Source organism: Streptobacillus ratti, from assembly GCF_001891165.1.
In the GTDB taxonomy this organism is placed as follows: Bacteria; Fusobacteriota; Fusobacteriia; order Fusobacteriales; family Leptotrichiaceae; genus Streptobacillus; species Streptobacillus ratti.
The window spans coordinates 1-12,639 of the sequence record NZ_LKKW01000002.1 but is presented as its reverse complement, the minus strand read 5'-3'; the positions used below and the strand labels follow the sequence as shown (position 1 = coordinate 12,639).

The window sequence follows — 12,639 nt, the reverse complement described above, 5'->3', positions numbered from 1 at the left end:
TATGTATTTTTTAGAATTTAATAATGTAAGTTTTTCATATGATAAGAAATTAATTATTGATAATTATTCTTTTTATGTTGATAAGGGAGAGATACTTATGATAAAAGGAAGATCAGGTATTGGAAAATCGACTTTATTAAGATTAATTTCAGGGCTAGAAGAAGTAAAAAAAGGTAGAATATTTTTAGATGAAGTAGAAATTACAAATGAAAAAATAGAAAAAAGGAATATAGGTTATTTATTTCAAGAATTTGCCTTATTTCCCCACTTAAATGTGTATGAAAATATTTCATTTGGACTGTCCAAATTAAAAAAAGAAGAAAAAAAAGAAAAGGTTGATAAATTATTAGAATTAATAGAACTTAAAGGTTATGAAAAAAGATATCCTCATGAATTATCAGGTGGAGAGAAACAAAGAGTAGCACTAGCAAGATCACTTGCTGTAACACCTAAGCTTTTATTACTAGATGAACCATTTTCTTCACTTAATATAGAATTAAGGGAAAAATTAAGATTAGAATTAAAAGATATTTTAAGAAAAATTGGAGTTACAACTATAATTGTAAGCCATGATTTAAATGATAGTATAATTGCAGATAGAGTAATAAATATGGAGTAGAAGAATTATCTTCTACTTTTTATTTTGGAAATAAGTTTTAATATAAATTGATTTATTTGAAAATCGAGGTATACTATATTAATTAATGTAAAGGTGGTGAGTATATTGTTAGATCTTTCTAAATTATCAACAGAAAAAAATAATGAAAATAGTAAAAATATTGAATTACAGGATAGTTATGAAATAGTTAAAAGGATAAATGATGAAGATAAAAAAGTTGCATATAGTGTTGAAAAAGTATTGCCATCAGTTGCTAAATTAATAGATGCCATTGTAGAAAAAAATAGGATAATCTATATTGGTGCTGGAACTTCAGGAAGACTTGGAGTACTTGATGCTTCAGAATGTCCACCAACTTATGGTGTTGACTTTGAAACAGTTCAAGGTTTAATGGCTGGTGGGAAAGAAGCAATGTTTAAGGCTCAAGAAAATGTAGAAGATAATCCCAATCAAGGAAGATTGGATCTTGAAAAAATTAAACTTACCAAAGATGATGTTGTTATAGGATTAACTGCTTCAGGAAGAACACCATATGTATTAGGGGCAATTGAATATGCAAAAGAAATAGGAGCTTTAACAGGTAGTATAACTTGTTCTGAAAATTCAGAATTATCACAGAATGTTGATATTCCTATAGAAGTTTTAGTTGACTCTGAAATTGTAACAGGTTCTACTAGAATGAAATCAGCTACTGCACAAAAAATGATATTAAATATGATATCTACAGGTGTTATGATTAAAAGAGGTAAAGTATTTTCAGGATATATGGTTGATATTAAAACTTCTAATCTTAAGTTAATTGAGAGAGCTAAAAGAATTTTAATGAATACTACTAATGTTAGTTATGAAGAAGCAGAAATATATCTTGAAAAATCAGGTATGAGTGTAAAAGTAGCAATAGCAATGATATTACTTAAAATGGAAAAAGAAGATGCTGAAAAGAAACTTAAACAATATAATTATAATATAGCGAGGTTGATACATGAGTATACTAGTTAAACTTAGAGAAAATAATGATTTTACATCTAGTGAAAAAGATATAGCTAAATATTTAATGAATAATTACAAAAGTATAAGAAATACTGATGCTAGAAGAATTGCTAAGGAAACATTTACTAGTGTTTCAGCAGTTACTAGAACTTGTAAAAAATTAGGATTACGTGGTTTTCAAGAATTTAAACTAGCAATGATAGAAGAATTAGCTAATTTAGAACAGTCAAGATTAGTATTTGAAAATGCAGATATAGAAAGAAATAATGATACAAGAATGATAATAGAAAAATTAAGTAAACTTAGTATTAATTCTTTACAAGAAACAAAATTATTACAAGATCCTTCAATTATAGATAAAGTAGTAGATTTAATTAGAAAGAAAAGGGTAATAGATTTCTATGGAATTGGAGCATCACATATAGTATGTTTAGATGCACAATACAAGTTTATGAGAATTGGAAAAGTTTGTAATGCCTTTGGACCATTTGATTTACAATATATACAAGCTGTAAATAGTACTGAGGATAATTTAGCAATTGTTATTTCATATTCAGGTATGACAGAAGATATAATAAAGATTAGTGAAGTTCTTAGAAATAGAGGAATAGAAACAATTTCTATAACAATGTATGGTAGTAATGAAGTAGCATCAAGAGCAAATCATAATCTATATGTAACTTCAAGAGAATCACTAAAAAGAAGTGCAGCTATTTACTCAAGAATTTCAATGTTAAATTTAATTGATGTAATATATTTAAAATATTCAAATATGAATTTTGATGAAGTAAGTATTAAAATTAATGAAACAAAAATAAATAAAATAAAATAGGATTGGAGATGAATTTATGGATGCTAAAAAAATTTCAAGAGAAATCTTTGAAGTCTTGGGTGGTAAAGGAAATATTGTAAGTAATTCAGTTTGTATGACAAGATTAAGAGTAGGTATTAGAGAAACAGTTGATATTGAATCTATAAAAAGAATAGATGGAGTTCTAGGTGTTGTTGAATCTGATACTATCCAAATTATTTTAGGTCCTGGAAAAGTTAATTTAGTTGGAGAAGAATTTACTAAATTAACTGGAATATCTTTAGGATCTTTTGATGTTAAAGATGTTGCAAATGAAAATAAAAAAATTAATAAATCTAAACATAATGGAATAGTTCAACAGTTTTTACAAAAAATTGCTAATGTTTTTGTTCCTTTATTACCTGGAATAATATCAGCTGGATTAATATTAGGATTAACTAATGTTATTAATGTTACTACTAAAGGTGCATTTGCTGGACATTGGTGGTTTGCAGCGATTAAAACAATAGGTTTTGGTATGTTTACTTATTTAGCTATCTATGTAGGTATGAATACAGCTAAAGAATTTGGTGGGACAGCCATTTTAGGTGGAATTATTGGTGCTTTATTTGTTGGAAATTCAGCACATCCATTACTTTTAAAAGTTAATGATGTTCCTTTAAATTTACCTATAGTTAATAAAGCTTTTTCTCCTGGTATAGGTGGATTACTTGCATCATTATTCATGGGTATAATAGTTGCTAAACTTGAAAGAAGTATTAGAAAAATTATGCCTACAATGCTTGATACATTCTTTACACCATTATTTACTTTATTAATAAGTGTATTTATTGCAATATTATTAATTCAACCATTAGGAACTTATATCACTAGTTCAATTTTTATAATACTTGATATAGTGTATAATAAATTTGGTATAGCTGGTGGATATATTTTATCAGCTGGATTCTTACCTTTAGTTTCAGTTGGGTTGCATCAAGCTTTAACACCAATACATGTATTATTAAATTCACCTGATGGTCCTACAGCTGGAATTAATTATTTATTACCTATATTAATGATGGCAGGTGGAGGACAAGTTGGAGCAGGACTTGCAATTTATTTCAAAACTAAGAATAATAAACTTAGAACTCTTACAAGAGATGCACTTCCAGTTGGAATTTTAGGTATAGGAGAACCATTGATGTATGCAGTTACTTTACCTTTAGGTAAACCGTTTATAACAGCATGTTTAGGTGCTGGATTTGGTGGATTACTTGCATCATTATTTAAAATTGGTACAATAACTCAAGGTGTATCAGGGTTATTTGGATTATTAATAGTTAAACCTGGAACATGGCATCTATACTTAATAGCTATGGTAGGAGCATATATAGGTGGATTTTTATTAACATATTTATTTGGAGTAGATGAAGAAAGAATAAATGAAATTTATGGAGAATAATATATTAGGAGAGATAATATGAAAAAATATTTATTAATATTTTTACTATTTTTGACAACTTTTGTATATTCATTTAAAAGAGAAGATATTAAAATATTTTCAAAATCTATGAATAAAATGATACCAGTTACAGTAGTATTACCTGATGGATATAGTAAGGATAATAAGTATTCTGTAATTTACACTTTACATGGTTGGTCTGGTTCTAATAAAAATTTTGTTGAAAAAACTCCTATAGGTGAATTGGCAGATAAATATAATATTATATATATTTCGCCAGATGGAAATTATGATAGTTGGTATGTTGATTCAGAAGTTAATAAAAAATCAAAATATTTAACTTTTATTTCAAAAGAATTAATAGAAAATATAGATAATATGTATTCAACTATTAAAGAATCTAAAAATAGAGCTATAACTGGATTAAGTATGGGTGGTTATGGAGCATTTTTTATAGGATTAAATAATCAAAATGTATTTGGAAATATAGGTAGTATGAGTGGTGGATTAATTCCAGAAGAATTTAAAGGTAACTGGGGAATTTCTAAGGTTATTAATAATAATTGGGATGATTATAACATAGATTCATTAGTACATAAACTATTATTTACAAAAACTAATATAATATTTGATTGTGGAGTTGACGATTTTTTTATTGAAGTTAATAGAAAGGTACATGAAAAACTATTATCATTAAACATTAATCATGACTATATAGAAAGAGCTGGTATACATAATTGGACATATTGGGGAAACTCAATTAAATATCAAACACTATTTTTTGTAGAGAATTTTAATAAATAAAAAGAAATGAGAATAAATATATGAAAATAGGATTTTCAATATACTTGAGTACAGAACTAGAAAAAAATAAGGATATTATTTTAAAAGCTAAAAAATATGGTTCAGAGTTTGTATTTACATCTTTAAATGTTCAAGAGGAAGATGTTGATAAGGAAAAACAAATTAATGAAATTATTGAATTATGTTTGGAAAATGATTTAAAGTTAATAGTAGATATTAATGGAAATAGTAAAAATATTCTTAAGACAAATAAAAATGTATATTATAGGATAGATGATGGATATACATTAGATGAAATTATAGATTTTAGTAAAAATAATAAAGTTGTATTAAATTCAAGTGTTTTAAGTGAGAAAGATTTAGAGTATATGAAATCAAAAAAAGTTGATTTTACTAATATTTTAAGTTTACATAATTTTTATCCTAAAAAATATACTGGAATATCTTTAGAATTTTTGAAAGAACAAAATAGAAAATATTCTAATTATGGAATATTAAATATGGCATTTATTTCTGGAGATGAAAAAAGAGGACCAGTTTTTGAAGGGTTACCAACTTTAGAGGAGCATAGAAATAAAAGGATATTAACTTCAGCATTAGAATTATTTAATAATGATACAGATGTTGTTTTAGTTGGTGATATTGATTTAAAAGAAGAAAATTGGAAAGAATTAGAATATTTAACAAAGGGAATAATTCCACTTAGAATTTCAAAAAAAGTTTTAATTAATAAGATTTTTGAAGATAGAATAGATTCATCAGATTATGTAGTTAGAAATATGGTTCACGATAGAAAAGAATTTGAAAAATATATTTTTGAAAATATAAATAGAGATGAATTAATTAGTGGAGAAGAAATAGAAATTGGAGATGTATTAGTTAGTAATGAAATGTATAAAAGATATTCAGGGGAATTAGAGATAGCTTTAAAAAAATTGGGTATCGATGAAAAAAGGGATAAACTTACTAAAATTATTTGTGAAGATTTAGAGCTTTTAAAATATATTAAAAAGTATAAAAAGTTTGTATTTATATAGTTACATTTACTTGTTTTTTTTTCCTTACTGTGATATAATTAACAATGTGAAAAAACAAAAAATGGAGGTTTTAAAATGACAATAATTGAAAATGTTTATGCAAGAGAAATCCTTGACTCAAGAGGTAATCCTACAGTTGAAGTAGAAGTTTACTTAGAGGGTGGAGCTATGGGAAGAGCTTCTGTACCATCAGGAGCATCTACAGGTATACATGAAGCTGTAGAATTAAGAGATGAGGATAAATCAAGATACTTAGGAAAAGGTGTTTTAAAAGCAGTTGAAAACGTAAATGATATTATAGCAGAAGCTGTAATTGGTATGGACGCATTAGACCAAGTTGCTATAGATAAATTAATGATAGATTTAGATGGAACACCAAATAAAGGTAAATTAGGAGCAAATGCAATACTTGGAGTATCTTTAGCAGTAGCTAAAGCAGCAGCAAATCAATTAGGGTTACCTTTATATAGATATTTAGGAGGAGTTAATGCTAAAGAATTACCTGTTCCTATGATGAACATTTTAAACGGTGGATCACATGCTGATTCAGCAGTTGATGTTCAAGAGTTTATGGTACAACCAGTTGGAGCTAAAACTTATAGAGAAGCATTAAGAATGGGTGCTGAAATTTTCCATCATTTAGGAAAATTATTAAAAGCTAACGGAGATTCTACTAATGTAGGAAATGAAGGTGGATATGCACCAGCTAAAATTAATGGAACTGAAGGAGCTTTAGATATAATTTCAGAAGCTGTTAAAGCTGCTGGATATGAATTAGGTAAAGATATTACTTTCGCTTTAGATGCTGCTTCATCAGAATTCTATAATTCAGAAACTGGAAAATATGTATTCAAAAGAGAAGGTGGAGTTGAAAGAACTTCAGAAGAAATGGTAGCATGGTATGAAATGTTATGTAACAAATATCCAATAGTTTCAATTGAAGATGGATTAGCAGAAGATGATTGGGACGGATTTAAATTAATGACTGAAAAATTAGGAAGCAAAATACAAATAGTTGGAGATGACTTATTTGTTACAAATACTAAGAGATTAGAAGAAGGAATTAAAAAAGGAATTGCTAACTCTATCTTAATTAAATTAAATCAAATTGGAACATTAACTGAAACATTAGATGCAATTGAAATGGCTAAAAAAGCTGGATATACAGCAGTTGTTTCACATAGATCAGGAGAAACAGAAGATGATACAATAGCTGATGTTGCTGTAGCAACAAATGCTGGACAAATTAAAACTGGATCAGCTTCAAGAACTGATAGAATTGCTAAATATAATCAATTATTAAGAATAGAAGATGATTTAGCTGGAGAAGCTTTATATAAAGGATTAGATTCATTATATACAATCAAAAGATAGTAAATAAAAATAAGAAGGAAAGCACTTTCCTTCTTATTTTATTTTATATGTTTCTAATAATTTATCATTTTCAAGTAATATAGTATGAGCTGTTGGTTGGTCAAATGATTTATCATATTTTGACATTAAGTAATCATTAAGTTCTACCTTATTATTAAATATGATTACTTGATATGGCTCTTGGAAAGATAATTTTTCAATAAATATAAATTTATTATTATCCTTTATAAGTATACCTATATGACCTATAAATAGCATACTTGGTTCGTCTAAATCACTGTGTAATACTACAGATATCATACTAACATTTGAATCTTTAAATGATATTTTCCTATTTTTCCATTCATTTTGTATATTTTTTAGATGTACATTATAATCTTTAGTTAATTCTGTAGGTATGTCAGTATACAGTGCTAAAAATTTATCTTTTTCTAGGTTTAAATTTAATGGTATATTTTCTAAACTATCTTTATCAAGGAATAGAAAATTTGAACTTCCATTTATTTTTGAAGTATTTTCAATGTTTATAACATCATTTATTAATGTAAATGATGTAATTCTACAATTACAACCTACAAAATTTGGATATTTTTCTGTAAGTTTATCTATCATATCTTCAATATTGTATGTTATTTTTTCAGGATTATCAATATCTTTAAATTCATCAATTAATTCTTTACTTTCAACTGTATCATTAAATAAATTAACTTGACTTAAGAAAGAATTTACATTTTCTTCTTTAATACCATTTTTAAGTAATACATCTTTTATAAATTTTTGTGATTTTTCTCCAGCTAAATTACTATACATAATTTTATCTTTATTTACCATCTTATTACAAGAAAATAGTGTAATAAGTGTAATAATGGTAATTAATATTTTTCTCATTTTATTCTTCTCCCAAATATATATTTTCTAACTCTTTACTATCTAAAAAATTAAAAGGTAGTATAGGGTATTTGTTTTTAACTAATTCAATTTCATCGATTTTTAAATTTTTACTTGCCTCAAGAAATATGTTATATACAAAATTTGAACAGTAGGTATATAGATTATCTGGATCATTACCTACAAAAATATGATATTTTTTATTATAGTACTTTGGAAGTATTTTTTCAATTTCTTCTTCAAGTTCCTTATTCATCTTTTTATACCTTAAAACAGTAATTTTTCTATTATCTATATGTGAAAATGAATATATAGGACTATCTGAAAAATAGTCATCAAGTCCTTTAATTTCAACTAATTTTTTATCTTTATTAAGTATAAATAAATGTCCAAATTGTTGAGTAATTTCTTTTCCTTTATTTAGCACTATAATATCAAATGGTTTTAATTTTTGTATATTTCTATTGACATATTTAAATGTATACCAATGATAATCATTAAAATTATATGAATAAACATTAAATGAGAAAAATATCGCAATAATCAATAATATTTTTTTCATTATTCTATCCTTTCTAAAAATGTTTCTGCAAATTTAAGAGCAATTTTTTTTGAGCCTATAGAAAAATTAACTGTTATTGATTTAGGTGTAATCTCTTTAATTATACCTTGACCATATTCACTATGTTTAACTTTTTCTCCAATTTTAAATGATGTATCCACTTTAGGAGTTATCGTTTTAGAATTATTGATAAATTTAAATGGGTTAAAGTTTTCTATAGATTTTTTATTTGGATTAACAAATCTTACTACTTCATTATCATTATCAAATTTAGGTTTTCTGTTATTTGGATTAAATATTTCCATTTTAAGTTCTTTTTGTATTTCTCCTATAAATCTTGATGGTTTAACAAAATAGTTAGTCATAGACCCCCATGTTTTTCTTTCAAGAGAATGAGAGATATATAAATCTTCTTCGGCACGAGTAACAGCTACATAGAATATTCTTCTTTCTTCTTCAAGTTCATCACTTACAAAGTTACTATCATCATTAGGGAATAAGCCCTCTTCAACACCTACTAAAAATACTGTGTTAAATTCAAGTCCTTTTGAAGCATGTATAGTCATTAATTTAACAAAATTTTCCTCTTCAACTAAATTATCTGAGGGAGAATTTAATGCTACATTTTCTAAATATTCTGGTAATGATAAAAATCCTGTTTCTTCCTCTATTGTAATTATTGAATTTACCAATTCTTGTATATTTTCTTCTCTATTTTCCTTATTATCATATGTTTCAAGTGCTGAGTTATAGTCTATATCATCCATTAAATCATTTAATATCTCAGAAGTTGTCATATCTTCTTTAGCTGTAACATATTTATCTATTAAACTCCTGAAAGATAAAAGCTTACTTTTAGCACTACTTGAAATTTCATTTTCTATTTGTAATATTGCATCAAAAAGTGATGTTTGATTTTTTGAAGCAATATGAGCTAAAACTTCTATAGTTTTAGGTCCTATAGATCTTTTAGGAAAATTTATTACTCTTTCAAAACTTAAATCATCTTTAGTATTATTTATTAATAATAAATATGAAAGTAAATCTTTAATTTCTTTTCTGTCAAAGAATCTTAATCCACCATATATTTTATATGGTATTTTGTTTTGCATAAGGCTTTCTTCTATTGCCCTTGATTGAGCATTTGTTCTATAAAGCACTGTAAAATCTTTGTATTTTTTATCTTTTCTAATTTTTAATTCATTTATTTTATCAGATATAAAGTTTGCTTCATCTTCAACATTTATAGCAGTATAAATACCAATCTTTTCTCCCTTATTATTATCTGACCATAATTTTTTACCCTTAGAAGATTTGTTATTTCTTATTACAGAATTAGCAGCATCTAATATAGTTTGAGTTGACCTATAGTTTTGTTCAAGTTTAATAGTATTTGCATTTGGATAATCTTTTTCAAAATTTAATATATTACGTATATTAGCTCCTCTAAAGGCATAAATACTTTGATCTTCATCTCCAACTACACATATATTCATATATTTTTTTGCAATTTTTTTAACAATTTGATATTGTATTTCATTAGTATCTTGATACTCATCAATTAATATATACATATATCTATTTTGTATTTTATCTAAAACATATTCATCATCAAGTAAAGCTTTTGCATTAACTAATAAATCAGAAAAATCCATTGCATTACTTCTTTCAAGTTTTTCTTGATATTCTCTAAATATTTCTTTAAATTCTCTGTTGAAAGGTAAGTTCATATCTAATTCTTGTCCAAGATTAGTATAGTTTAAACCTAATTCTTTAAGTCTACTTATTTTTGAAATAATTTGACTTTCCTTATATTTTTTATCAAGTCCTTGGATTTTTAAAATCTTTTTTATTATAGATTTTTGATCATTATTATCATAAATATTAAAATTAGTTGTATATCCTATTCTTTCAGAATAAGTTCTTAATAATCTTACAGCAAAAGAGTGAAAAGTAGAGATTAATACATCATTATTATCTCCAACTAATGTTTCAACTCTTTCTTTCATTTCTTTTGCAGCCTTATTTGTAAATGTTAATGCTAGAATATTTCTAGGGTTAATATTTTTTTCTTTTATCATATATGCAATTTTAAATGTTAGTGTTCTTGTTTTTCCACTTCCTGCACCAGCTAGTATTAAGGTTTGTCCCTCAACTAACTTTGCAGCTTGTTTTTGCTGTGTATTTAAGTTATCTAAGATACTCAATTCATTCATCTCCCTTTAAAATTCAAAAGGTAAAATATCAGAATAATACATAGCCTTACCTTTTTGATTTATTATAAATTGTATTTTTTCTTCTAATTCATTTAAAACTAAAATCTTCTTATTTTTTAGTTTAAGTTTAATTAATAAGTTGTCAAACATAGAAAACACATCTTCATAATTTTTTTCTGAATATATATTAACTATGTTATAGTTGTTATCAAGCTCTAAATCTTTTTGAAGTGCATTTATTGTATCTTGAAGTCCACCAAATTCATCAACTAAATTTAATTTTATTGCTTCACTACCTAACCAAACTTTTCCTTGTGCAATTTCTTCTAAAGATTCTGGAGTTAATTTACTATTATTTTTCAATATATCATTTTTAAATTCAGAATAAACATCATTAAGTTTTCTTTGATAAATATTTCTTTCTTCATCTGTTAATTCTTTATAAGGGCTTAGTAAATTAGTGTATTTTCCTTTTTCTACACCATCTATATTTATACCTAATTTATTTAAAGCACCTGAAAATTTAGGTATTATTGAAACAACACCTATAGATCCAGTTAAAGATGATGGGTTTATAAATACCTTATTTCCAGCACTAGATATGTAGTAACCACCACTTGCAGCAATATTTCCAATAGATATATATACAGGAACTTCTGATTTTCTTATCTTATTATATATCTGTTTAGCCTCTATAGCAGAACCTCCTGGAGAATTAACCCTTATTACTATACCTTTTAACCCATTTATTTTTTCAGCTTTTTCAAATTTTTGTTCAAAATTACTGTAAGAAATATATGGTGCTGATGAATTACTTTGTTCAGTAATTTCTCCGTCAAGATAAATTACGGCTATTTTATTAGAACTAGTATTAATTTCTTTTATTTTCTTTTTAGAATAATCTTCTAAAGATATAGTATTATCATTTCTTAATTCAATTTTTTCTGCTAAATCTTCATAGAACATTATTTTATCTACTAAATCTAAATCTCTTGCTTTTTCAGGACTAATATATGCGTATTCACCATTTAATAATTTTTCTTTAAATATTTCTGGTTTAATTTTTCTCGCATTAGCATTTTTTTCTATGAATAAATTTAATCTTTTATCAAGTATTCTAGTAATAGTTTCTTTTTCTTCTTCACTTATACTATTTCTTTTGTAATTTTGTCCAAAGCTTTTATGACTTCCAACATGTATTACTTCCATTTTAAATCCATATTTATCAAACAGCTCTTTATAATACATATTCTTATTTGAATATCCAGTTAAATTGATATCTGCATTTTGTGTTTCTGGAATAATAATTTCATCAGCATAAGTAGCAAGACTATAGTTTGTATTATTTATTTCACTACCATAAGCATATATTTTTTTATTAGCCAATTTTATTTTATTAAATACAGGTTCTAATTCCTCTAATTGTGAAGCTGAAAAAGCTGTATTATCTAAATCAATAAATATTTTTTGGACCTTATCATCACCAGAAATAATGTTAAGTGAATTATATACTTCTGAAAATGTAATATTTTTACCATCTATATATTTTATAGAATTTGTGAATTTATCATCACTTGGAATGAATATATCTGAAATTAACACATTGGTATAATCTTCATTTATTACCTCTTTATTAAACATTCCAGCCATTATTGTACTTATCAATAATATTAGTAAAGTAATGTATATAAAAAAAGAATATATTTTTTTTATAGTATATATAAAAAATCTCTTAATAAATTTAAACATAAAAATTTGTATGATATAGTTTTATCATACATCTCCTTTCTTTTTTGTTATTATTTATCATAACATATATATTGCCTAAAAGCAATTTGTAATCTATGAAATATATGTGAAAATTTTTATAAATCTAAGTGTTTCTACTACAAAA

General features: G+C 25.2%; 11 protein-coding genes. 7 read left to right on the top strand and 4 right to left on the bottom strand.

What is annotated here, in order from left to right; translation table 11 throughout:
* The first annotated feature begins 1 nt into the window (after window position 1).
* From BT993_RS00600 to eno, 7 genes are all read left to right on the top strand, one after another.
* On the top strand, window positions 2-619 hold the full coding sequence (locus tag BT993_RS00600) for an ABC transporter ATP-binding protein (RefSeq protein ID WP_072592740.1): 618 nt from the start codon (window positions 2-4) through the stop codon (window positions 617-619).
* Window positions 620-724: 105 nt separating this feature from the next.
* The gene (gene murQ, locus BT993_RS00595; RefSeq protein WP_083557336.1) at window positions 725-1,618 is read left to right on the top strand and encodes an N-acetylmuramic acid 6-phosphate etherase; all 894 of its coding nucleotides are present in this window, start codon (window positions 725-727) and stop codon (window positions 1,616-1,618) included.
* The gene (locus BT993_RS00590; protein ID WP_072592739.1) at window positions 1,602-2,441 is read left to right on the top strand and encodes a MurR/RpiR family transcriptional regulator; all 840 of its coding nucleotides are present in this window, start codon (window positions 1,602-1,604) and stop codon (window positions 2,439-2,441) included. Before murQ ends, BT993_RS00590 begins: the two co-directional genes overlap by 17 nt.
* A 16-nt stretch (window positions 2,442-2,457) precedes the next feature.
* The gene (locus tag BT993_RS00585; protein ID WP_072592738.1) at window positions 2,458-3,864 is read left to right on the top strand and encodes a PTS transporter subunit EIIC; all 1,407 of its coding nucleotides are present in this window, start codon (window positions 2,458-2,460) and stop codon (window positions 3,862-3,864) included.
* A gap of 18 nt (window positions 3,865-3,882) precedes the next feature.
* Complete coding sequence (locus BT993_RS00580; RefSeq protein ID WP_072592737.1) at window positions 3,883-4,668, top strand: alpha/beta hydrolase; 786 nt, start codon at window positions 3,883-3,885, stop codon at window positions 4,666-4,668.
* A 20-nt stretch (window positions 4,669-4,688) separates the two neighbouring features.
* On the top strand, window positions 4,689-5,705 hold the full coding sequence (locus BT993_RS00575) for a MupG family TIM beta-alpha barrel fold protein (RefSeq protein ID WP_072592736.1): 1,017 nt from the start codon (window positions 4,689-4,691) through the stop codon (window positions 5,703-5,705).
* Between the two features lie 75 nt (window positions 5,706-5,780).
* Window positions 5,781-7,079, top strand: coding sequence for a phosphopyruvate hydratase (eno, locus tag BT993_RS00570; RefSeq protein ID WP_072592735.1), 1,299 nt, complete (start codon window positions 5,781-5,783; stop codon window positions 7,077-7,079).
* Between the two features lie 33 nt (window positions 7,080-7,112).
* Here the strand turns inward: eno and BT993_RS00565 are convergent, their stop codons facing one another.
* The 4 genes from BT993_RS00565 to sppA are packed head-to-tail and all read right to left on the bottom strand — an operon-like array spanning window position 7,113 to window position 12,386.
* Complete coding sequence (locus tag BT993_RS00565) at window positions 7,113-7,967, bottom strand: DUF4300 family protein (RefSeq protein WP_072592734.1); 855 nt, start codon at window positions 7,965-7,967, stop codon at window positions 7,113-7,115.
* A gap of 1 nt (window position 7,968) precedes the next feature.
* Complete coding sequence (locus BT993_RS00560) at window positions 7,969-8,529, bottom strand: YiiX/YebB-like N1pC/P60 family cysteine hydrolase (protein WP_072592733.1); 561 nt, start codon at window positions 8,527-8,529, stop codon at window positions 7,969-7,971.
* Window positions 8,529-10,745, bottom strand: a complete 2,217-nt coding sequence (locus BT993_RS00555; RefSeq protein WP_167359427.1) for an ATP-dependent helicase — start codon at window positions 10,743-10,745, stop codon at window positions 8,529-8,531. Before BT993_RS00555 ends, BT993_RS00560 begins: the two co-directional genes overlap by 1 nt.
* Window positions 10,746-10,751: 6 nt before the next feature.
* A complete protein-coding gene (gene sppA, locus BT993_RS00550; RefSeq protein WP_158007919.1) occupies window positions 10,752-12,386 on the bottom strand; it encodes a signal peptide peptidase SppA in 1,635 nt (544 codons plus the stop codon).
* Window positions 12,387-12,639 lie beyond the last annotated feature (253 nt).